Origin of the sequence: Psychrobacter sp. UBA2514, from assembly GCF_002341255.1 — a bacterium.
GTDB lineage: Bacteria > Pseudomonadota > Gammaproteobacteria > Pseudomonadales > Moraxellaceae > Psychrobacter > Psychrobacter pacificensis.
On sequence record NZ_DDNS01000009.1, the window covers coordinates 67417 to 90750 of the forward strand.

A 23334-nucleotide genomic window follows, 5' to 3' on the forward strand; every position below is an offset into this window, starting at 1 on the left:
GAGTAAATTATGGCAGTTCCAACTTTTAGCGCACCGGTCATCACGCAAGATGGTGTTACTGGTCTTTATCACGCGAGCTTTACGGTATCTGATACCGATGTTAAAGCAGAGGGCGTTGGTGATACACCTTATCAGGCTAAGCGTCATGCTGTTGTGACTTATCGCAAGGCTAATCCGCTTGCGTTCTTGGATATTCCCGCTTAACCGATAGATTTATAGTTATATGCGCTGTCTTAGGGCGGCGTATATTGCGATTGATTTAACCAACGGAGATAAGCAATGTCAAACATGATGATTTACGCCCCACTATCAGCTACTGGCGGTACGATTGAAAACGTATGGGGCACAAAAATGCGTGTCAAGTCGATTGACGCCAGCGACAAAGATGCCGTCGAGCAAGCCAAAGCAGACGGTTGGTCAAACAAAGCACAAGACGTTATCGAGCAAGCAGAAGCCGAAAAGCTGCAAGCCGAAAACAAAGCAATGAAAGTAATGGTTGGCGGCAACAGCGTTGCAGCACAACTTGAAGAACAGCTATCGCAAGCATTGACGGAGATTGCAGAGCTTGAGCAGAAACTCGCAATCTACGAAGAAACCAAAGATACAAACGGTGATGGCAAAGTGTCTTACGATGAAATGGAAAAAGACGAGCTGAAATCCCTACTTGATAAACGTGGTGTCAAGTATGTGTCGCGTGACAATCTTGATGATTTAATTCAGAAAGCCAAAGACAGCGAGTAAATTATGAACATCACGAAACGAGATATTGTGGACCGCTCTTTTAAGCTTCTGTCTATGAGCGGGTATATGCTTGACGACAGCCCAGAGGACGAGCAAGACATTCTACAAACACTCGATGATATGATGGCAGAGCTACAAACTGGCAGTTATGACTTTGGCTATCTTTTCGCCGAGGACGTGACCGAAAGTTATCTTGGTGATTTGGCAGGCATTAAGCGTGATGCGCTCTCAGGCATCTCTCACAAGCTCGCATTACGCATTTGTAGTCTATACGGTAAACAGCCGCCAGTCTTGTTGCTCAATCAGGCTGACGACGCATACAACGCATTGCTAACGCGCTATCAAAAGATACCTGAGATTGAACACTCGACTGATAACGTGGTGCTAGGTACAGGCAATAAAGTAAGGTGGTGGTGATATGCAGATCCCAATTATCAACGGTATTTATACCGATGTAACGGCGGACTATCGCACATCATACCCGCTCAATCTCGTACCAGTGCCAAAGCAAAACGGTATCGCTAACGGTTATCTAAAAAAGGCTGACGGCATTGAGTTGTTTTGCGGTGCTGATAAAGGTGGTATCGACAGAGGCGGCATCAACTGGAATGGTGTTTGCTACCGCGTCATTGGCAATATGCTGTGGCAAGTCAGTGAGCAAGGTGTTTGCACATCAATAGGCGCTATCGCCAGTGGTGAGCAGTGCAGCTTTGCGTATTCGTTTGACCGCTTAGGCATTGCATCAGGTGGCAATCTCTACTATCTGCAAAATGGTGAGCTGACACAGGTAACGAATGCCAATCTTGGCACCGTGGTCGATGTTGAATGGATTGACGGTTATTTTGTCACAACCGATGGTGAGTTTGTTATCCAAACGGAATTGAATGACCCCACGCAAGTTAGCCCAACAAAGTACGGCTCAAGCGAGGCAGACCCTGATCCAATTATCGGCTTGATGAAAGTCCGCAACGAGCTTGTTGTCTTGAACCGATATACCATCGAAGTGTTTAGCAATACAGGCAGCGCAGGCTTTGCCTTTGCCCGTGTCGATGGCGCAATGATGACAAAGGGGCTTGTTGGTACGCATGGCAAGTGCCTATTTGCTCAGTCATTCGCTTTTGTTGGTAGCGGCAAGAATGAGCCTTGCAGTGTTTATCTTGGTGCTAATGGCGGTCTGTCAAAGATTGCTACTCGTGAGATTGAGCGTATTATCTCGGGCTATAGTGACTCGCAGCTATCAAATATTGTGCTTGAAGCCAAAGAACAAGACATGCATCAGCATCTATACCTGCACCTGCCTGATAAAACGATGGTTTACGACTTTGCAGCAAGTCAGGTTATGCAGCAGCCAGTTTGGTTTGAGCTATCATCATCTACAGACGGCAACGGCGCATATCGTGCTATCAATCACGTATGGTGCTACAACAAATGGATTGTAGGTGATAGATTTAACAGCAATGTTGGAGTGCTAACCAACAAGCTATCAAGCCACTACGGTGAGGCGGTCGCTTGGCAGATTAACACAACGTTTTTATACAACGGTGGTCAGACAGGACAGATAAAGTCTATTGAGCTTGTCGGCTTGACTGGCCGCACGAATACCATCGCTGATCCAAAAGTGTTCTTATCTTGGACTAAAGACGGCATGACGTGGAGTAATGAGCGTTTGCATCGGCAAGGTATGCGCGGACAGTACAATAAGCGCATTATCTGGCTAAGGACTATCGGTATGTTTCGGCAGATGATAGGTCTTAAATTCCGAGGCTGTGACGACTCACTAGCATCATTCACAGCGATTGAGGCGGACGTGGAGGGCTTTGGTAATGGCGGTTAATAAAGTATATAAAATCCCTCGTAATGTCTTGGCGGAAATGACCAAAAACAACCCGCAAGCAATCGCAGCATTAGAGAACAGTCAAAACATGGCTGAACGAACACCGCAGCAGTTAGAGGATATTATTGTCCAGATTAACAGTGCGGTCGATAAAGCAGAACAAGCCGCACAGATTGCCACACAGTCAACCGCAATCGCTCAGCAGCTACTAAGTGACCTTGCGCCACAATTAAACGCTGTGAGCGTGCCACAGACGCAAATAGACATATTGAGCGCGGTCAATGTATCAATCGGTCAAGACGCTCAGTTACAACCAGTCGGCAACCATCAAGACTGCCCCATTCAACTCATGCCAATTTAGGTGATATATGAAACTAATCAACAAACAGGCTGCAAATATCACTTTGGCAGCCGAAAGTAACACCGTCTATCTGCCAAAGACTGACGCACAAATTCGAGCGTTAACCATTCACAATCCAACCGCTGAGCCTATCAATTTAACGATTGAAGTCAACGGCAAAACGATGGTCAAAAAGACCATCACAGCAGGTGCAACCGAGGTTATTAGCTCGCTATTTAATCAGCAGATTGTCAAAGACGAGCCATTAACCATGACGGGCGAAGGTGCTAACGTGCTGTTAACAGTGGTTGAAATCACGGAGTAGTTATCATGGATGACACGTTGGTTCTTTGGATATTGGCTGGTTTGACAGTTGGCATTGTTGCAGGTCAATTGCTTTTTATTGCGTTTGACAATTACCAGTCGTACAAAACAAGAAAAGAGATAGCCGCTAGAAACCGCCAGTACGACAAAGAAAGAGTTGAGCGGTTAGAGCGCGGTGAGTATGAGCCGCCCTTTGGAGGTGGTTCGTTTGCTTTTCGCGTCTATCGTGATTTAGCAGAAGCAGAACGTGAACGACAATCCAATAAACCAGACCACCTACTTTGTGTTATGCAAGACTTCTTTGTTGAGCTGCGAGAAAGAGATAAAAACAATGATAAAACAAGTTAAATTCGCAGACTATCAGCACAAAATAACATCAATGATGATGGAAATGCTGCATCTTGAGCCGCAGCCAGTTGATATACCAGTGCGGCGGTACTGCGAGCTTGACGACATGGGCGTACTGCGTGCGATGCTGTGGTTTGATGGCGATATGGTAAAGGCAGTTGCTCTATTGTTTGTCAGTCCGTCACTGCGTAACCCCATGATTGTTGACGCGTCCACTGATGTACTGTGGGTTAAGCCTGAGCATCGCGGTAATAGCTCAGAATTTATCAGCAGTATAAAGGCGTATTTGTCTGATATTGGTGTTAACTACTGGTACGTGTCAAGCCGTGACAACGCACCCATCGAAGGGTTTTTAGAAAAGAATAACTTTGAGCCGCTTGAGCGGCTTTATTTTTGCGAGGTGTAAGATGGGATTTGTTAAAGATGCGTTCGACAGCATAACGGGCAAGTCTGCCGCAAAAAGTGCAAGCAAAGCGCAGCAGCAAGCGACTGAAAAAGGCATGGAGGAACAGCGCCGTCAGTTTGATATCATGCAGCAGCTCATGCAGCCGTATGTTGACCAGGGCGCAGGGGCTTTGCAAGGTCAGAATGACTTGCTAGGGTTAAATGGCTTTGATAGCCAACAGTCAGCCATAACCAACATCGAGAACTCACCATTCTTTAAATCACAGTACCAAATGGCTGAGAACGCACTGTTACAAAATGCAGCAGCAACAGGTGGTCTGCGTGGCGGCAACACTCAAGAAGCACTGGCTGATAACCGGTCTAATATGCTCTACAACAACGTACAGCAGCAGCTACAAAATTTGAGTGGGGTCGCTAGTAACGGTCAGAGCGCAGCAGCAGGGCTTGGCGGTCAAGGTTTGCAGTTTGGTAACAATATAGCACAAGGCTATGGCGATATTGGACAGGCGCAAGCAGGGTATCAGCTGGCAAAAGGTCAAATCAATCAGGGTTTGCTAGGTTTTGGACTTAAAGCAGGCGCAAGCGCATTAGGTTTCGGAGGATTTTAAATGCAACTCGCACAAAGTTATTTACAAGGTATGGGTAGTCCGTTTGACGGCGTGCTTGAGGCATACGGTTACGGTCAGCAATTACGCCAAAACAAAGACACGCTACAAGCACAGCAAGCCGAGCAAGCACGTAAAATACAAGCACAGCAGGCGTTTGAAACGATTGATTGGGATAATATGAAGGAAGTGCGGCGCATGGTCGCTCAATTCCCAGAATACACCAAAGGCGCCCAAGACTATATCGGCAAAATGGAGGCTAAAGAGCAGCAAGGGCTATTGGGAACAATGAGCCGTGGCATATCCGCATTGCAGAGCGGTTCTAATCAAGTGGCGTCTGATTTGTTTAGAAGTCAGGCAGAAGGTTATAGAAACGTAGGCGATGAAGCGGCAGCAAAAGATGCTGATTGGTTGGCTGAAATGTCGCTAACAGACCCACAATCAGCGCGTAGAGCCTTGATGATGCAATACGCGGTACTAAGCCCTAAAGAGTCAGGCGCTAATCTTGAGAACTACGGTGAGGCGCTTAATCCACAGCGTAAAGAAGTCGATGCTGGCAATGCTATCTACAATTATCAGATTGACCCAGTGACAGGCGAAGTGAGCGGTGCTGAATGGATTGTTGATAAAGCGCCTACGCCTGATAACGTGCTTGATAATGAAACGTCTATTACTAACAACCAGCTAGACAACCTGACAAGCCGTCAGAACAATATAACCACAAACCAAACATCACGCGACAACAACATCACAACCAATCAGACCAGTCGTGACAACAATATAGAGACTAACAATACAAGTCGTTACAACGCACAATTAACGGCTGAAATGAAAAAGTACGGTATTGATGTTAATTCCGCTGATGCGCGCCAAAAGCTACAGTACGAGCAGCAGCGAGAGGCGGTAAAAAACAACCAAGCCGAGTTAAAAGAGGCGGGCGGTAAGTATTACTTTGTGAATAAAAAGGGTGAAATCTATCCAGCTATAGGCCCAGATGGTAAGCAAATTGTAGCAACCAACAAAGGCAAGAAGCCGCGCACTGAGTCACAGACTAAAGACTATTTATTCGGATCAAGAATGCAAGAGGCGAATAATATTGCCTCAAGATTAGAGCGACAAGGTGTTGATAGAGGCTCTTTGCTCTCTAGGTCAGGCAGTTTAGGTGAAACCGCAGCAAATATCTTGCCCTCTGCATTGGGCGGCAACTCACCAGAGCAGCAGCAATACATACAAGCGCAGCGTGACTTTATCAATGCAATCTTACGTCGTGAGTCAGGTGCAGCGATTGCAGAAAGCGAGTTTGATAACGCTAGAAAGCAATACTTTGCACAGGTGGGCGACTCTGCGGCGGTCAAAGCTCAGAAAAAGAGAAACCGTGAGTTAGCCGCGCAGACACTACTTGAAAGCGCCAATGGTGAGCAAACACCTACCGTGTCAGGCGGTCGTGGCAATAGCGCGGTTGATTTAAGTGATTTGATTAAATAGAGGTGAGTCATGGCAACAAAAGCACAATTAGAGAAGTATTTAAAAAACCCTCGTGTGCGAAAGTTCCTTGACTTGATTGCTCATACCGAGGGCACAGAGGGCAACGGCTACCATACAGCGTTTGGTGGTGGTCGTCTTGGCAGTCTTAACGACCATCCGCGCTACCTAAAGACTTTCAAGCAGCAGAACGGCAAGACAAACAAGACCAGTGCAGCAGGTCGTTATCAGTTTTTAAAAAGCACATGGGATGGCTTGGCTAAACAGTATGGTTTAAGTGACTTTGGACCCAAAAACCAAGACCTAGGTGCGGTTGCCTTGCTTGCTCAAAATGGCGCGTTAGGTAGTATCTTGAAAGGTGACATGACGACAGCAGTGAGAAAGTCAGGCGCAACATGGGCGTCACTGCCAACCGCCCCTGCTAGCTATAGCCAACCTACTAAGTCTTGGCGGACAGTAAATAGGTTCTTAGGCGGCAAAGGTGTCAGCAATGCACCACGACAAGAGCAATTACCCCAACCACTAGGCACAGATTGGAACGCTTTCAAAAACAAAATAGAGGGCGGTCAGTCAGCACCACAGCCAAAACCGCTAGGTACAGACTGGGCGGCTTTTAAGTCTAGTATAGATGGTGAGCAAGATGTACCGCAGCCGCAGCCACTAGGCACAGACTGGACTGCATTTAAAAGCAGTATTGAGGGCGACAGTGCGCCAGTACCAACTCAAGTAATGCAGCCACTTGGCACCGATTGGAATAGCTTTAAGCAGAGCATTGAAACACAAGAGCCGTCGCAACCAGACATTGAGGCACAACCAAACATCATAGGTGGTAATTATGGCAGCCGTATCTAAAGCAGCGGTGCAAAAGATTGTAGATAAGTATCGCAAGGCAGGGCTTGGTGACCAACAGATTGCTATAAAACTACTCAAGCGAAAAGACAACGTAGGTAAAAACCTGCAAACAGCCGTTGAAAGGTATCAAGAGGCAGGATCACAAACGCCACTCGAAGATGTCATGGGTATGTTTAACCTGAACCCAAGCCGAGCAAAAGGCAGCCGTGTTGCAGGTCAGTCCAACTCAAACGCCTCAATAGGCGATAAGCTAAGCTCGTATGCCACAAGTGCAGCAATGGGGCTGGCTGACGCAGGTGCAGGCATCGTGCAGATGAACAAGCAGTTTGGTGATAAAGCAAATAGTGTGGTCAATAGCGTATTGGGTACTAACCTTGATACCAATGCAGCATCCAACTATAACAAGCAATATAAGCAAGCAAATTTAGCCACTGACGGTGCGCGTTCGGTTGCAGGTCGTACTGGTGGCGATTGGGTGCGCGGTGGTACTGAGATTGCAGCGACACTGCCTATCTATGCAGCAGGTCGAGGTACTACGCTAAGCGCTCGAATGGCTGACCAAGGCGTGAGAGGCGCAGCAGTTGGCGCCGCTCAATACGCTGAGAACACAGATGACAGATTGCTAAACATGGGCGTAGGCGCAGCAGGTGGCGCAATCGGTCAAGGTGTCGGTGAGAAAGTCGCTGGTGCAATCGGTAAAGGCGTAACAAAGGCGGTCAATGCTAAACGTGGCAACCTTGCCCCTGCTCACAAAGAGATTGACGACTTGGGCAAGCAGTTTGATGTACCGACCACGGTTGGTGACATTAACCGAGGTGCATTTACCAAACGCGCAGAGGTAGCGCTTGAGCAAGTTCCAGTATTGGGCACAGGTGGATTTCGTGAGGCTCAAAACGTAGCAGCAGTCAAGGCCACAGGCGGGGTAAGCAGCAAGCTCAAGCAAGCACTATCAGAGACAGATTACAAGGCCATGCCGAGTATTCGAGCCGCAGCCGCAGCAGGTGATAGAAATGCCGCGCGCGTGCTCAATATTGCAGAAACAGCAGGTGACGACACAGGGCGTGTTCTGCAAGCAAGCGCAGAGGTTCGCGCCTTTCGTGAGAGTAAGATTGCATCAAGGCTGTATGACAAGGTTGATGAGGCCGTGGCAGCAAGCGGTAATGATATTGTCACGCCTACTAAGTCAACGGCCGCATTAGATGACGCACTGCAAAAGCAAGCTGACTCACTCGCACCTGATGACGTGCTGCAAAGAGAGCTTGCCGCTATATCAGAGCGTATCAACGACCCTGATATATCAAAGAGCTTTGGCAATATGCGCTTATTGAGATCACAATTAGGCGACTTAGCTGATAAGTATGGCAGTCCGGTTAATGGCAACAAAGCAGCGTCAAAAGTGTTTGCTGATGTGCGTCAGGCAGTCGATGATGATATTGCAGACTTTGCGCTAAACTCAGGCAATGCAGCAATCAAAAAAGCCTACCAACGTGCAGACAAGTTTTATAAAAATGCCATGAAACGCAGCGACAAGGCGATTGCTAATGCCATGAAAAACAACAAGCCTGACGAGATATACAATGCGTTTGTCAAAACAGGTAAAGGCGATAGGGCTAATAACTTTTACCAAGCCTTAGACCAAAAAGGCCAAGCAGCGCTACGATATCAAATGGCAGATGAGGCTATCGCTAAGGCCACAAATGAAAGTACAGGTAACTTTAGCCCTGCTAAGTTTGCAGGTGAGTTTGAGCGCATGGCAGAGCCTTACGGTAATATCTTCAAAGGCGATGACAAGAAACAAATGGACGGACTTGTTAAGCTCATGCGTCATATCGAGCGAGCAGGTCAGTACAAAGAGAATCCGCCAACAGGCAACAGAGTTATACCGTGGCTTGTGGCAGGTGCAACAGCAATCGACCCGACAACTGCAATCCGCGTGGGCGGTTTGTCATTTTTTGCAAAATCAATGCTGACAACACGCGCAGGTAAGAACCTATTGCTCGCAGCAAACAAACTACCTGAGACGCAACAAGCAGCATTAGATAACATATTAATGAATGCAGCCAAAGTATCAGCCGCAGCAGGTAGTAAAACAGCCGACGCAGTAGCAGGTACGAAAGTTAGTGACGAGAATAGCGCCTCGTTAACATCGTTTTAATTGCTAGTATCGTTAGTCTGTTTTATAGTCCATAGACACACCACCAAAAGCGAGGTAGAAAATGGGCTGGATTAGTGCAATTATCTTTTTTATTGTCTTTATCTACGCAGCATCAGACGGACAACAACGAAAACCCTAAAACATACCGCCTTAATTGGCGGTTTTTTATTGCCCACAATCCCGCCATGCGCGGGTATTTTTTTGCCTATTTTTTGGAGACCAACATGGCATTACGCAGTTCTTTACAGCCACAACCACACCAGTATATAGGTGATTTCGCGGGTCGACCATTAGATAATGGCATGGTTTATTTTGGTGAGCCTAATAAAGACCCTGAGTTTTATCCTATTAATATTTACTCAGACAGCGATTTATCCATTCCTTTGGCGCAGCCCGTAAGAACGAAAGGCGGGTTCATGTATAACACTGGAAAAATGACAGAAGTCTATGCTTCGCAATACGCATACAGTGTGAAGATTGTTGACAATTACGGCGCTATGGTTTTTTACGAACCTAGAATGGAAAGAATTAGCATAAAAGACTCTATCGAGATTAATACCAAGCTCGATGTCACAGGCTCAGTAACAAGAACACAGGGGGATAAAAACAGTGAGTCTATCAGCTTGCTTGATTTTATCCCGCCAAGCGAAATGGCAGCTATTAAAAACCGCACATCAACTTATGATTGTAGCGCAGCACTGGAGGCAGCAGTAGCTACAGGTAAGCGAGTAAATATACCGACAGCAGGTACTTATAAGTTTGTTGCAGGTTACAGCGGTACGACCGACTTTGATGTAGTTGCTACCACAACGGGTGTCACTTTTGATTTTAATGACTCAGTAGCCAACTACCCATTACAAAATAGCGGTAGTGTAACATTGTTAGCTAAGACCTTTGCTGCACCAAGTAAAGGCGCTCAATCTGTTACATTTGACAACGTATCGGGCATATCAGTCGGGGATTGGCTTTGTTTTTATTGCCCAACAGATTACTCATACTCCAAATGGCGAGCAAATTATCGAGCAGGTGAGTGGGTAAAGGTACTCGCAATATCTGGGAATAAAGTGATCTTTGAAAAACCATTTACAGATAGTCTTGTTGGACTAGTATTAGAGCTTTATAAACTTAATAGTGTTGTTTGTAAAATTAATAATATCACTCTAGTGCGAAAAGGTAAGAAACAAGGCATTGTTAAATTCTCGCTATCATCGGATGCGAATGACACAAACGTTACTATAGATGCCGAAACTGAGTCATCAATTATGTATGACCGCTGCACAAAACCTGTATCCAATTATGCAAAAGGTGTCAATGCGGGACAAGGTGCTGATATGGTGGGGGGCGCAGGTGACGACTACGGTATTAGCTTTGCCAACTGTCAAAGTGCTAGGGTTTACAACGCAGATATTTACTCAAGACGACACGCTATTGCGCTCGGAGGTGGTAACGATGTTTGTAGTGTGCCTGTCACAGATTTTAGGTGTTACAACTCTACGCTTAACGCAGACCCCGACGCACTAGCAGGTTCGGCGGATATGCACGGTAATGTCAGAGATTCATCTTATGAGGATTGCACCTTATATGCAGGTTCAAATATAGGTGGGGGCGATAGGTGTTACATCAAACGCAGCCATATATATTCCGACACTATCGGGCAATGTGGGTTTGCTAGAGAGCTTAAGTCGGGTGATTTTGGTTGGATTGATTGCGACTACTACGCAAACGGCAATGCTCAAGCAGACGGTAGAGGTGTTATTGATATCGGGGGTAACAGCTTAAACGCAATTAAAGCTGAGGCAACCGAAGGCAACATAACCGTCAACGCCAATGGTCGGGTTTGGGGTAACTTAGGTGGTGGCGTAAGCAACACGTTTGTAAAAATATCAAACAGAGGCTCTGTCGCTAAAATAAACTCAAATACTGATGGTTTAGTATTCAACAACACGACAAAATTCCTTGTTGTGGCAACGATTAGCCACGTTTCAGGGGCAGCTATTAGCGATAAGATTGTGGTAGACAATATCAGTGGAAATTACCCGTCTGAGTTGGTCAGAGCACCAGTAAACGCAGGTAATACTTATTTAGACCAGCCGATGCGATTGCAAAAAATGGAGGGCAAACTTTCGTTGGTGACTGCTGCTGCTAAAAATATCTACTCCACACCGACGGTACTGCCCTTTAATTACCCGAGACGCCCTTTTGTGCAACTAACCGCTAGACCTTCTGACAACTCATCGCTCGCTATTGCAGGTCAGGTTAATTACTCAGTGATACCATACCAAGCAAACAATAAGACTGTCGCTGCTCGTTTAAACTCAATTAACGATTTTACCGCAGGTGTCGATGTTGAAATTGCATACACTGTAGGCATAAGAGAGTGTTAAGTTTAACGCTTGCCGAGTGTTCTCGCTGAGAAATAAACACCCCATGCGAAAAACGGGATCACCCAAAACACAGGTTTTGCGAATACGATTAAAAGAAGACAAACAGCATTTACTGAAAAAGAGTACCACCAATGCTGTTTGCCACTGTTTTTCAGCAGCTTACGTAATGAGCTAAATGTCGTATATACACATAACCATGTATAACCAAGCCAAAAGACGAGACCATAATTAACATATGCGCTCAAACTATTGTGTGCATAACCTCCAATGTCGCCTGTGGCTAAAGCATGTCCGCCAAAAGACCCTAGTATTGGATGATCCTGTATGATTTTTATATTTTTTTGCTCTAATTCTTCTCGCGCCAACCACGACCCGGAATCTTTTAGATCAAGAAGTTGTAACTGCCTACTAGACATTAGATCTTCTTTAAATATATAAGATAATGCCATTAATCCGAGTATGATAGCGATAATTGTGAGTAAGTATTTTTTTTGGTGTCTAGTTTTTAAAATCATAAACAAAGAACCAAAAAATAGGAACGCCACAAATTCTGACCTAGCGCCTAAGTAAAAGAACAGGAAGCTAGATGAGAGTATTAAAAACAATACAACAGGTGTTCTGCTGCTATAGCAAATCAGCAGTATAGATATAACAAGGAGGTTCCTAGCCAGTGACTGGTAACCTGAAACTGTATCTGCATCTGCATCTGCTAGAAGCTTCAGATCAAATATTAATGACTTTGTGTTAATGAAATATATAGCAACAAAGCCAAAGAAGAGGAAATAGAAAATGAAACTTAATCGAACTGTCTTTTTTGTATTAGAACGTAATAAGTGAAATCCAAGCAAAAACAATGAAGTCCATAACACCAAAGTATTATAGGACTGGGTAACAGTTTCGTTAGGGATGTCTTGATAGGTAGATGAAATAATAGTTGTCACAAACGCTATTAAGAATATTGAAATATGTAAAAAACTTAAAGCAGGGGCGTACTGTATATTTAACTTCAAAGTATTGGGCAGTCGAAGCACATAAATAGCAGCAACCACCACCGACGCGATGCCAAAATAACCACCTAGAAATGCAGGGAATAACCCATAGCCCACCGCTATGTGGTATGCAATAAAACCACCCATTAGCAAGATAAACAAATATGGAGTTATGGAGTAATACAAGCGTTCAATACTTATTGTTTTTTTCATGATGCAGTATTTTAATTACAGATTTATTCGCATTATACACAACACCCTCTTTTGAGGGTTTTTTATTATCTAAATTTTGAGGGGCAAAGATGCTTAAAATCAAGCTTTGGCAGCTATGGTGGGCTTGTATAGCTGCTTTAGCTGCATCATACCCGATTAGCGCATGGGCGACTGAGCAGCTTATCGAGTCTCGTGTTTTGCCAGCACCATTTTTACTGAGTTGGACAGGCGTTTGGGTGTTTTCGACAGCAGGTGGTCTATGTGCAGCTTTTGTCAAAATACCCGAGATTGACGTGCGCTTTTATTATCCAAGTCTCGCAAAAGCGTTAATCGGTATATTTAGCGGTGTTGCGCTGAGCTTAGCGGTTAATTCGTTTAGTGAGGCTCAGTCCGAGGCGTTACCACTTTTTGCGCTCTTAGCAGGTCTATTTAGTGCGCCACTTGTGGCAGGTACGATGGTGTGGATCAGCAACCAAAAACGCATAAACAAGACGCTCAATCAGGCAGTACGCAAACGCACAGGGCTAGATACGTCAGTTGATGACGACTTTAAAATTGACACAGCTTACAAAAAAGGAGGCAGCGATGATAGCGCCAATCTATCTTGATTTAACGATGGCAGTCTGTGCTGTCATCTTGGGTTTAGCTGTAATGCTTAAAAGTATGCGCGTCATTGATGATGATGTCTATACACCAATAATCGAGCTGTCTTTAGTGTGCGCAGGCGCACTAAGCTGGGCGGTTTACGGCTTTTTGGCTTTATCAGCTATTACGTCATATCCGCCACTGCATACGGTTGGCTATCAGGGGCATTGGGGTTATACGCTTGCAAGGTTTTTGGGTTTTGTGGCTTGGATATTATCACTACTGCTTGTTACTCGATACAGTGCATATATGCAAGTCCGCAAAGTGTCGAGCAAATGCAATAAACACGCCCCTTAATTGGGGCTTTTTTTGGGGAAAAATATGAGCGTAAAAGATAGCGTAAAAGATAGCGTAAAAAGGCTGCAATCTGACATAGGTGTCACGCCTGATGGCTATTGGGGTGGTTTGTCCCAAGAGACTTTAGAGGGTAAGTACAAGCTGGACTTTGACTTTGCTAAATTTAAAGAGTTGTTTAAAGTTAAATCAATCAGTCAGGGCTTTGTAGATGGCGTAAATGGCTTGTTTGCAGCGTTTAACAATTACAAAGAGTTGGACTCAAACAATCCTCTGTATGTCGCTTATATGCTCGCTACAGCGTATCACGAGACAGCATTTACCATGCAAGCAATCACTGAGTATGGCGGTGTCAGATACTTCGATAAATACGACACGGGGCGCTTAGCTGAACGACTAGGCAACACGCCCGAGGCTGACGGTGATGGCTATAAATATCGTGGTCGTAGTCATGTTATGATTACAGGCTATGGCAACTACAAAAAGTTTACCGACATTTTAGGTATCGACTTGGTTAACAATCCTGATTTAGCATTAGACCCTATTGTCAGCGCAAAAATACTGACGATCGGCTCGTTAAAGGGCACGTTTACGACACGCAGGCTAAGCCAATACATCAAGTACGGCTTGGAGTACAGCGAGTGGGTAAATGCTCGTAGGGTGATTAACGGTGTTGATGATAACAAAGCGATTGCAAACTACGCGATTAATTTTTTGCAGTGCATTAAAGTTGTTACGGTGCAAGATAGCAATGTGTGCGAGTGTTGCGGTCAGTCTGTTTAGCTGCTTAAGCCCATCATTAATTTGGTGGGTTTTTTAATGTTTAAAATCCAACTACCGAGGATTGATCGGTGGTTGAATATCTCAAACCCTTTGCACCATATTTGTACCATGCAATAAAACAATACAACCAAAGCCTCGATACAAAAGGCTTTTAGCTAATTGTGGATACAATCAATCATTGGCGCAACGGAGAGGCGTTTGTTGGTCATATCAACCATGGTTATCAAGCCTTAATATCTGTGTCTTAAACAAATGGATAAGGTGCAATGAGATATCTCATTGCACCTTAGTTTTAAACATCGTTCGAATTAGTGACTGATCTATTATTTATAAAATAACATGATCAATCTTTTTGAATTCAGGCAAATTATAGAAATAAAGCCCCATAATAATACCGATAGAGCCCACAAAGGCAATATATAGCGCTGGCGAGAAACTGATGAGTGTCGTGGCGTAACCAAGACCAAAGGGTATCAGCACACCCACGATACCGTAGGTAATATTATAACAAAAAGAAATGCCGGTGAGACGTACATTGGTCGGAAATAGCTGCACTAAAATGGCAGGGATCATGCCCATGATACCGGCACAGAACCCTAGCAATGCATACATGATTAAGATATAGTCGCCACCCGCCTGCAGATGATAAAAGAACGCCAGTGTTTGAGCGATAAGTAAAACAGAACCAATGACCAAAATTTTACCAAAGTTCTCATGGGTCGAGATCATGCCATAAAAGACACAGCCAAGAACCATAAATACGATGCCCAAGCTATGAGAAAAGCTAAACAAATCACTGTCTAAAGTAAAGTTGATTTCTATTAGTTCTGGCAGTAGTAGGACAATGACAGAGGTGATACTAGATATCACTATAGTCAGTACCATACTGACAAAGATAGAATGTTTGCAGCGCTTGAATAATACCGTAAATGGTCTACCTAGATTCTTACCAGTTTTTGGCTTATCTAACGCCAAGAAAAACGGAGTCTCTTTAACCAATCGCCATACCAACAATGGCAGACAGGTTAGTAAGGCGCCAACAAAAAACGGCAAACGCCAGCCATAATCAGTCAGCTGTACGGTGGTCATAAAGTCAGTCAGCCACAGAAAAAACGCATTAGAGAACAGTACACCTACCAAAAAGCTAGCCGTAACGTAGCTACAAGCCACTGACAAATACTGCCGAGGGACATGCTCCGCCACAAATACCCAAGATAGCGGTGTGTAAAGACCAAATGCCATACCTTGTATGATTCTCAGCAATATGAATAACGCAGGTGCAAGCGCACCCCACTGCGCATAAGTAGGCAGACACGCCATTGCGAGCAAGCTACCTGCCGTAACGATTATGCTCAGGAAAAAGGTCGGCTTTCGACCTTTGAGATCACCATAACGCCCGAACACAATACCACCAAATGGCCGAGCCAAGTAACCAATGACAAACAGCCCCATTCCTTGCAGCTTAGCAACCGTAGGATCGTTATTAGCGGGGAAAATAGCAGCTGAGACAATGTCTGCAATGTACAAATAAATCAAGAAATCAAAAAAGATTACAGCGCTGACAAAGCTTACGAATATGACTGTATTTTTGTCTTTTTTAGACATCAGGGCGTATTGAGAACGAGTCGGCATAATAGATCACGCATCCACGGAGTAAAGTGGTCATTAAGACGATCATCGTTTAGATAATCGGCCATGATAAAAACCGGCAAATCAAAGTATATAAACAATGATTCGCCGGAACAGTAATTTTGTGTATTGTAATAAGAACTTTGATTACAGGATTTGGCTTTTAACAAAAGCAAAACTGCACATCCTGCAATTTTAGGGACTATTTAGAAAAGAGTTTACATATTACAGTAGCCAGTCAATGGGTAACCAAGACATAATAGTAAGCCAGATATGATCACTCATATCGACCCGTGGCTCTGACTCGTAAACGACTTCTTTGCCATCTTCCATGGTGTGCCACTCCAAGCTACCGTTGTCTAGCAGCTTAACTTCATAAGCTTGGTTTAGTAAATCATCACTCAGCGCCCCATGCAGCTGTCTTGCCAACTCATCATCATTGATGATGACGCCCATCTCAGTATTGATATTGGCAGAGCGAGGGTCAACGTTGTAGGAACCGATAAACACTTGATAGTCGTCTACCGCAAACGTTTTTGCATGTAGGCTGGTTGATGACTGACTGCGTGCACGCCAGAGTTTATTGTCACGTTTTTCTTCAGCTGCCGTTGATTTTAGCTCGTATATTTTTACGCCTGACCGCAGCAGGCTAGGGCGCCATTGACTATAACCAGAATGAACAGCGGTCACGTCGGTCGCATCAAATGAGTTGGTTAATATTTTGATATCAACGCCAGATTTGGCGAGCTTCACCAAAGTATCGACCCCATCTTTGGTCGGGACAAAATAAGACGAGATGATGGTCAGTTTTTTGGTTGGGCTACCGAGTAACGTACGCAGTTGATGCACCAAGTTGGTCTCAGATGAGACGCTTTTGGACAGCTTGCCAACATCGTCACTCAAAAACTGCATGTCTGTCCAACGAAATGGTACACGCTTGTTGATCAGATCAGTGTCTATCGTCGAGTCTTTGATGGCGGCTTTATAAACCGTCAAGCTACTGCCTTCGTTATTTTCCTCATCTATACCCAGCTTGTCTAATGCCTTCAAAAAATCAGGCGTGACGTCATCGTCGAACTTGGCTAAAGTTTCGATGTCAAACGACAGTGGCGATGACCAGTAACTGGCAAAGCTATTATCAATGTCTGCGACGACTTTACCAATCAGTAAAACATCCAAATCCGCAAACTGGCTGCTTTGATCGTTACTCATGTACTCATTACCGATATTACGTCCGCCGATAACGGTAATCTGTTTATCAAACGTCATGCTTTTATTGTGCATACGGCGATTGATACGCGGCAAACCTGTGACGTAGTTCAATGTTGAAAACTTACGGTGCATTAATGGGTTGATGATACGCACCGCGATATTAGGGTGGCTCGCAAAACGTAATAGGTGCTGATCAAACTTTGCACTGTTATTAAAATCATCCAACAACAAACGCACGATCACACCGCGCTCAGCCGCTTCCCACAAGTCTTTTAATAGCAGTTGGCCAGCCTGATCATTATGCCAAATATAATACTGCGCATCGATATTGCGCGTGGCCATACCTGTTAAGATACTACGGGCGGCAAACGCATTTGCCCCAGTGACGATCGGATGATAGCCTGACAGATCAGGATGAATCTCATTTTGTGCTGTGATGGCGGTCACTAGATCAGTATTGTTGGTTGTAGTCGCTGTATTTTGCTCAATCTTTGGGCTGTCTTCTTGTTGGTATAAAGCATTGACTCGCGCTGATAACGCTTGGCTCTCAGGTAGATGTGGCTGTTTGGGTAGGCTCTGGCAAGCGCTCAGACCTAAAGTCAGCCCAAGTGTCAGACTCAACGATAAGCTGCTTGGTTCTATACTGAACATCGACATAACGAATTTACCTTGATGAGCCTAAATATACTGATAAATAAAATGCATGGATAAGTAATTTACTGAAATTGTTCATCTATTTTTAAGGATGATAGCATTGATTGGACGGTCTATAAAAATATCACCAACGCCAAAATTCAAATCGTCGCTAAGCTTAGCAGCTGTTAGCATATCTGCCTATTATAAATACGTTATTTTTGTTAGGTTTGACGATTGAGTTTATCGTGATTTATTGTCGGTTAAGCGGTTAAGTCTGCATAATGGCTGTCATATTGAACATCCAGTTATTTTAATAGGCAAAATTAATAATTAGAAGTTATCTGAAACCAGATGTGTGGAATAAGTCGGCATGTTATGATAACGCTGATGAATTTGCTTAATAATCAAAAAAATAAGCAGTCCTTTTATACCAACCAAAACAAAGCAACGGAACGTCTATGAGTCAGTCGCAAACGAAAGATGAGAATAATTTGAACCAAAAAAACTCAAACGATGGGTTAGATCCAAACTGGCGTAACGATGCCTTAGATTTAGGATTAGATTACGGTATGCAAACTATCGCCGTGCGCGCAGGTCAGCATCGTACCGATGAGGGCGAGCATTCAGAGCCGATTTTTACGACCAGCTCTTATGTTTATCAATCAGCCGCTGATGCTGCGGCACATTTTGACGGTACAAAGACAGGAAACGTTTACTCTCGTCATACCAACCCAAGCGTCCGTACTTTTGAGCGTCGTCTCGCCGCGCTAGAAAACGGTGAACGTGCGGTTGCAACGGCCTCTGGTATGGGTGCAATCCTGACCATGTGCTTGGCATATCTAAAAGCGGGTGACCATCTGCTCGCTGCCAATCAGTTATTTGGCTCGTCTATTGGGCTGTTTAATAACTATATGGCCAAGTTTGGCGTTGAAGTTAGCTATGTTGATTGCTTTGACAATGAGGCATGGGCCAATGCCGTTCAACCAAACACCAAAGTGATCTATTGTGAAAGCCCAAGTAATCCACTGGCGCAGATTTGCGATATCGGTTATTTGAGCACGCTTTGCAAAGCCAATGACATACTACTGGTCGTTGATAACTGCTTTGCCACGCCAGCATTGCAGCGCCCTCTAGATTTGGGTGCCGATGTCGTTATTCACTCTGCGACCAAGTACTTAGACGGTCAGGGCCGAGTACTTGGCGGGGCGTTGGTTGGTAGTGACAAACTCATGCAAGAAGCGTTTACCGTAGTGCGCTCAGGCGGTATCAGCATGAGCCCGTTTAATGCTTGGGTATTTACCAAGGGGCTTGAAACGCTAAAACTCCGAATGCAAGCGCATTGTAACAATGCCAATCAAGTCGCAGAATTTTTGGTCAATCATCCTAATGTCAGTACCGTACATTTCTCCGGCCTAAGTGACCATCCTGCACATGAGCTCGCCACACGCCAGCATCATATGAAAGACGGTTACGGTGCTATCATGGGTTTTGAAGTCAAAGCATCTGACAGCCGCGATACGAAAGAAGCGGCTTGGCATGTGATTGACTCGACTCAAATGGTCTCTATCACCAACAACTTGGGCGATGCAAAAACCACGATTACGCATCCTGCGACGACCACGCATTTTCGCCTAACCCCTGAGGCGCGTGCTGAAGCTGGCGTGAAAGACGGTCTGATTCGTCTATCAGTCGGTTTGGAAGATGTCGAAGATATTATCAAAGATTTGGCGCGTGGTTTAGACAGTTTGTAAAGATAGCGGTATAATGCCGTCAGTATTTTATTTTACACTTTAAAGTATCCCATTTATTATTATAAGACAAAGAGGCAGCTATGAACATTCAAGCATTGATGCAACAAGCACAAACGATGCAAAAGAAAGTAGAAGCAAACGTTGAAAATGCTAAGAAAGAGCTTGCGAACAAAGAAGTTCAAGCAGAAGCGGGCAGTGGTCTGGTTAAAGTCACCATGACTGGTCGCCATGTGGTCAAGCGTTTGACCATCGATCCAAGTCTGCTAGAAGATGAGCCAGATATGATCGAAGATCTTATCGCTGCCGCTATCAATGATGCGGTGCGTCAAGCGGATGAGCTATACGAAGAAACCATGGCTGGCGCGACCTCAGGTATGGGTCTGCCACCAGGTATGCAAGGTATGTTCTAAGCATTAAATACTTTAGACTGAACACAAAAATGGGGTTGTTATCGGCACGATACGACCCCATTTTTATAGCTACGATTTATAAATTTAGTTAAATAAAGTCAACTAAAGGAAAGCCACTTTGCTTACAGCCAAATTTGATCAGCTGGTCAAACAGCTGCGTATATTGCCAGGCGTCGGTCAAAAAAGTGCCCAACGAATGGCGCTACATTTGCTTAGTAAAAAACGTCCGCAAGGCATGGCGCTTGCCCAAGCACTAGATGAAGCCATGCGCGATATCGTTGAATGTCAGCGCTGTCATAGCTTTAGTGATGAAGCGGTGTGTCCTCTATGCCAAGACCCTAGACGTGATGATGGGCTGCTGTGTGTGGTCGAGACAGCAGCAGATGTGATGGCAATCGAGCAAACGGCAGGGTATCGTGGTCGCTATTTTGTGCTTGGCGGACACTTATCCCCGATTGATGGAATCAGTGCAGATGACTTAAATATTGATCAGCTGGTATGGCGAGTCAAACAAGAGCCTGTTGAAGAGATTATACTGGCAACAGGTACGACGGTTGAAGGCCAGACCACCGCACATTTTATTAGCGAGGCCGTCAGTCGTCATGTCAATAAAGTCACACGTTTGGCACAAGGGATACCGATGGGCGGCGAGCTTGAGTATCTAGATAGTATGACGCTGGGTCAAGCCATGCAAAACCGCTCTTTTTTATAAGGTTTTGCTGACATCAAAGTCTTACCCATTTCATTTCGTGAAATTGTTATAATTGCTTTATTATTGTTCTCCTTTTTCATTTTATTAAGACGCAGTATCGCGTTTTATTTTCTCCTATTTATGCAGGTATCTGCCCGTGTCCAACAACGTTTCAAACGCTTCAGTCAAATCAAACCCTTCAGTCAAATCAAACCCTTCTGAGATTACTGATAACTCATCACAAAAAGCAGCTAATACTGAGATGACATCAGTGGCGACACCTTCGGAATCAAATGATGATGCACTGGATGTTGATGCAATTGATATCGATGCACTGTTGGATGTCGCTGATGCTGTTGATGTCACATGGGTGCGTGAGCAGCACCAATTGGCTGAGGTGATCAATGCCTTGGCAACTTGTGGCCGCGTCGCACTAGATACTGAGTTTATCAAACGCGACACTTACTATCCGCGTTTGGCACTCGTACAGTTAAATACGGGTAATCACGTGTATTTACTAGATGCGCCTGAGTTGCAACTGTCTGAGCTGTGGGAGGCCTTGCGCCAAGTCGATGTGGCCATCTGGCATGCTTGCGGCGAAGATTTAGGCATTTTTTATCTGCTATCTGGTTGTCCACCATTGACCAATATTTTTGATACGCAAATTGCGTTGTCTTATTTAACCGGTCAATTACAAATGGGCTATCAGCAGGCATTGGCAGATCAGCTAGATATGCATATCGATAAAGAGCACAGTCAGTCTGATTGGCTCCAGCGCCCGTTGACAGACGAGCAAGAGCAATATGCCATCGATGATGTGCGTTATTTGCCAGCGCTGTATCTCAGTATCGAACATGCGCTTAAGGCACAAGGCCTATACGATTACGTCTGGGCGGATTGTCAGCTCTACGCCAGTGATTTGTATGACTTGCAGCACGTCGAAGATGAAGCGATGTATCTGACGATGGCAGATTATCGCTATAACTCACAGCAAATGGCGATACTCAAAGGGATTGCGACGTGGCGAGAAGAGCTGGCACGTGCGACCAATCAGCCGCGTACGTTTATCATCAAAAAGCAAGCGGTACGCGAGATCGTCACTGAAAAACCAAACAGCATGCGTGAGCTGGCGCACAAAACGACGATGCACCGTAGTATGCTGCGTCTCTATGGTGAAGAGCTGCTTAAGATAATAAGAAACGCCAAAAACCTACCACCTGCCGAGCATCCAGCTTGTCTTGTGCCGCCATATCGCTCAAAAAACAAAATCCTGTCAAAAGCAGTGCAGCAAGCGATTGATGATCACGCTAAGGCTATCGGCATGCCTAGCAGCGTTTTAATGCGCAAAAAATGGCTAGGACAGTTGTATGAAGTGATTGCTCTTGATAAAAATCTCAGCGAACTGCCACAAGGTCTCAAAGGTTGGCGCAATGACTGGGTCGTCCAGACGTTGATTCCAGTGATCAGCAAGCATAAAACTGAATTGCAGCAAGGGATGGGTATTAGATAGCAAATACAGCCAACTCAAAAAATTGATGCCTAATTTCACATTGCTTGTTTTTTAAATCAATTTTTTTTAAATCAATCAATGGCAGCATCAATTTTCTCTCTATCGATAAATGGCCGTTTTGACAATCTTGCTTATACTTTTGCTCGGTCATATCTATTCCATTATTCGCTGTCATCTAGAGCATTTTAGGTATTAAAAACATGCCCTAGCGTTCAAACTCACCATTTTCTAAAAAGTAAATCACTTGCCGAGCCACTTCTTTATCGACCAGCATGCCTGTATGGGTCACAGGCAGTACGATATGGTCGTTGGCGCAGTCAAGACGTGTTTCGCTGACGTAAACTGTACCATCATGAGCACAGTTTTCTGTGGCTGCTGATTCGCTTTCTTTATTCAGTTTGCGATTATGATATTGCAAAAAAGGTTGTCCTAAGCCGCGCGGTTTATCGCCTGCAATCACGCCTATATGAATATGTTCAGGACAGGACGTCGCTGTACCATCGAGCGCATCAGCATAAGATCGTCCTACAATTAAAGGGCTCAAACGCCATACGTAATCCGCGCAAACACTTCCCACATGCGGCGTGCCCAGCGTGACGCAGCGCCCAATTTGCCACTTGGGATAATTGGCCAAAAAATCACGAATAATCAATCCACCCAAGCTATGACCGACCAAATCTATTGGCTGATCAGGGTTGTGGTTGGCACTCAGCCACTCATGTAGTCGCTGGCTGTTGGTTTTGATACCGTCGCGCATGCTGCGATAGCTGTATTGATGGGTGGCAAAACCTTGCGCTTGTAAACGCTTCGCTAATGGACGCATCATCCAAGTCGTTTGATGCAAACCATGTATCAAAATCACAAGGTTTTTTCGTTTAGGCGCTTTTTGTGCCATGTCTTTTTGTTGCATAACAATATCCAAATGAGTAGCATTATAAGATTTTTTTATCGACGCTTGTTTATAAAAATGAGCGGATAGACAGACATCTTATATTAGCGCTTTAGGGGTAAGGGTTGTCAAATTATCTAAATTTTTAATTTCAATATTAGCTATTTTTTCGCTGTCAGGTTGTACTACTTATAGTGAATTCAGTATAAAAA

At 44.7% G+C, this 23334-nt stretch carries 25 protein-coding genes; 20 read left to right on the forward strand and 5 right to left on the reverse strand.

The window, feature by feature from the left end; all coding sequences use genetic code 11:
* Window positions 1–9 precede the first annotated feature (9 nt).
* The 13 genes from B3V51_RS03290 (at window position 10) to B3V51_RS03350 (ending at window position 11470) form a co-directional block, all read left to right on the forward strand.
* A complete protein-coding gene (locus B3V51_RS03290) occupies window positions 10–204 on the forward strand; it encodes a hypothetical protein (RefSeq protein WP_286707982.1) in 195 nt (64 codons plus the stop codon).
* A 75-nt stretch (window positions 205–279) separates the two neighbouring features.
* Window positions 280–741, forward strand: coding sequence for a hypothetical protein (locus tag B3V51_RS03295; RefSeq protein WP_286707983.1), 462 nt, complete (start codon window positions 280–282; stop codon window positions 739–741).
* A gap of 3 nt (window positions 742–744) precedes the next feature.
* Window positions 745–1158, forward strand: coding sequence for a packaged DNA stabilization gp4 family protein (locus B3V51_RS03300; RefSeq protein ID WP_286707984.1), 414 nt, complete (start codon window positions 745–747; stop codon window positions 1156–1158).
* Between the two features lies 1 nt (window position 1159).
* Window positions 1160–2575, forward strand: coding sequence for a packaged DNA stabilization protein (locus B3V51_RS03305; RefSeq protein ID WP_286707985.1), 1416 nt, complete (start codon window positions 1160–1162; stop codon window positions 2573–2575).
* A complete protein-coding gene (locus B3V51_RS03310) occupies window positions 2565–2936 on the forward strand; it encodes a hypothetical protein (protein WP_286707986.1) in 372 nt (123 codons plus the stop codon). The genes B3V51_RS03305 and B3V51_RS03310 overlap by 11 nt, the downstream gene beginning before the upstream one ends.
* Before the next feature lie 7 nt (window positions 2937–2943).
* A complete protein-coding gene (locus B3V51_RS03315) occupies window positions 2944–3240 on the forward strand; it encodes a hypothetical protein (RefSeq protein WP_286707987.1) in 297 nt (98 codons plus the stop codon).
* A gap of 5 nt (window positions 3241–3245) precedes the next feature.
* The gene (locus B3V51_RS03320) at window positions 3246–3587 is read left to right on the forward strand and encodes a hypothetical protein (protein WP_286707988.1); all 342 of its coding nucleotides are present in this window, start codon (window positions 3246–3248) and stop codon (window positions 3585–3587) included.
* Window positions 3571–3993: a hypothetical protein gene (locus B3V51_RS03325; RefSeq protein WP_286707989.1), complete on the forward strand. Its 423-nt coding sequence runs from the start codon at window positions 3571–3573 to the stop codon at window positions 3991–3993. Before B3V51_RS03320 ends, B3V51_RS03325 begins: the two co-directional genes overlap by 17 nt.
* 1 nt (window position 3994) lies before the next feature.
* On the forward strand, window positions 3995–4600 hold the full coding sequence (locus tag B3V51_RS03330) for a hypothetical protein (RefSeq protein WP_286707990.1): 606 nt from the start codon (window positions 3995–3997) through the stop codon (window positions 4598–4600).
* Window positions 4601–6082, forward strand: a complete 1482-nt coding sequence (locus B3V51_RS03335; RefSeq protein ID WP_286707991.1) for a hypothetical protein — start codon at window positions 4601–4603, stop codon at window positions 6080–6082.
* A gap of 9 nt (window positions 6083–6091) precedes the next feature.
* Window positions 6092–6931, forward strand: coding sequence for a glycoside hydrolase family 104 protein (locus B3V51_RS03340; protein ID WP_286707992.1), 840 nt, complete (start codon window positions 6092–6094; stop codon window positions 6929–6931).
* A complete protein-coding gene (locus tag B3V51_RS03345) occupies window positions 6915–9086 on the forward strand; it encodes a hypothetical protein (protein WP_286707993.1) in 2172 nt (723 codons plus the stop codon). The genes B3V51_RS03340 and B3V51_RS03345 overlap by 17 nt, the downstream gene beginning before the upstream one ends.
* A 74-nt stretch (window positions 9087–9160) precedes the next feature.
* A complete protein-coding gene (locus B3V51_RS03350) occupies window positions 9161–11470 on the forward strand; it encodes a hypothetical protein (RefSeq protein WP_286707994.1) in 2310 nt (769 codons plus the stop codon).
* A gap of 2 nt (window positions 11471–11472) precedes the next feature.
* On the opposite strand, the gene B3V51_RS03355 is transcribed toward B3V51_RS03350, so the two are convergent.
* Window positions 11473–12672 carry a hypothetical protein gene (locus B3V51_RS03355; protein ID WP_286707995.1) on the reverse strand — a complete coding sequence of 400 codons (1200 nt, stop codon included), beginning with the start codon at window positions 12670–12672 and terminating at the stop codon, window positions 11473–11475.
* An 89-nt stretch (window positions 12673–12761) separates the two neighbouring features.
* On the opposite strand from B3V51_RS03355, the gene B3V51_RS03360 reads away from it, so the two are divergent.
* Genes B3V51_RS03360 through B3V51_RS03370 form a run of 3 tightly spaced genes read left to right on the forward strand, consistent with a single transcriptional unit; the run spans window position 12762 to window position 14394 of the window.
* Window positions 12762–13280 (forward strand): hypothetical protein, encoded by a 519-nt coding sequence (locus B3V51_RS03360; protein WP_286707996.1) that lies wholly within the window; start codon window positions 12762–12764, stop codon window positions 13278–13280.
* Window positions 13258–13614, forward strand: a complete 357-nt coding sequence (locus B3V51_RS03365; protein WP_286707997.1) for a hypothetical protein — start codon at window positions 13258–13260, stop codon at window positions 13612–13614. Before B3V51_RS03360 ends, B3V51_RS03365 begins: the two co-directional genes overlap by 23 nt.
* A gap of 24 nt (window positions 13615–13638) precedes the next feature.
* A complete protein-coding gene (locus B3V51_RS03370) occupies window positions 13639–14394 on the forward strand; it encodes a glycoside hydrolase family 19 protein (protein ID WP_286707998.1) in 756 nt (251 codons plus the stop codon).
* 327 nt (window positions 14395–14721) lie between these two features.
* Here the strand turns inward: B3V51_RS03370 and B3V51_RS03375 are convergent, their stop codons facing one another.
* Window positions 14722–16026 carry an MFS transporter gene (locus B3V51_RS03375; protein ID WP_071001887.1) on the reverse strand — a complete coding sequence of 435 codons (1305 nt, stop codon included), beginning with the start codon at window positions 16024–16026 and terminating at the stop codon, window positions 14722–14724.
* Window positions 16027–16248: 222 nt separating this feature from the next.
* On the reverse strand, window positions 16249–17892 hold the full coding sequence (locus B3V51_RS03380) for a phospholipase D family protein (protein ID WP_071001886.1): 1644 nt from the start codon (window positions 17890–17892) through the stop codon (window positions 16249–16251).
* Between the two features lie 437 nt (window positions 17893–18329).
* Here B3V51_RS03380 and B3V51_RS03385 point away from each other — a divergent pair, with 437 nt between their 5' ends.
* From B3V51_RS03385 to B3V51_RS03400, 4 genes are all read left to right on the forward strand, one after another.
* The gene (locus B3V51_RS03385; RefSeq protein ID WP_071001885.1) at window positions 18330–19622 is read left to right on the forward strand and encodes an O-succinylhomoserine sulfhydrylase; all 1293 of its coding nucleotides are present in this window, start codon (window positions 18330–18332) and stop codon (window positions 19620–19622) included.
* Between the two features lie 80 nt (window positions 19623–19702).
* Window positions 19703–20032: a YbaB/EbfC family nucleoid-associated protein gene (locus B3V51_RS03390; protein WP_025651278.1), complete on the forward strand. Its 330-nt coding sequence runs from the start codon at window positions 19703–19705 to the stop codon at window positions 20030–20032.
* A 118-nt stretch (window positions 20033–20150) separates the two neighbouring features.
* Window positions 20151–20744 (forward strand): recombination mediator RecR, encoded by a 594-nt coding sequence (recR, locus tag B3V51_RS03395; RefSeq protein ID WP_071001884.1) that lies wholly within the window; start codon window positions 20151–20153, stop codon window positions 20742–20744.
* A gap of 136 nt (window positions 20745–20880) precedes the next feature.
* Window positions 20881–22233 carry a ribonuclease D gene (locus B3V51_RS03400; protein ID WP_227674254.1) on the forward strand — a complete coding sequence of 451 codons (1353 nt, stop codon included), beginning with the start codon at window positions 20881–20883 and terminating at the stop codon, window positions 22231–22233.
* On the opposite strand, the gene B3V51_RS03405 is transcribed toward B3V51_RS03400, so the two are convergent.
* Both B3V51_RS03405 and B3V51_RS03410 read right to left on the reverse strand, forming a co-directional pair.
* Window positions 22226–22384: a hypothetical protein gene (locus B3V51_RS03405; protein ID WP_156770969.1), complete on the reverse strand. Its 159-nt coding sequence runs from the start codon at window positions 22382–22384 to the stop codon at window positions 22226–22228. The genes B3V51_RS03400 and B3V51_RS03405 overlap by 8 nt on opposite strands.
* Window positions 22385–22438: 54 nt before the next feature.
* The gene (locus tag B3V51_RS03410) at window positions 22439–23143 is read right to left on the reverse strand and encodes a lipase family alpha/beta hydrolase (protein ID WP_227674255.1); all 705 of its coding nucleotides are present in this window, start codon (window positions 23141–23143) and stop codon (window positions 22439–22441) included.
* Window positions 23144–23334: the final 191 nt, after the last annotated feature.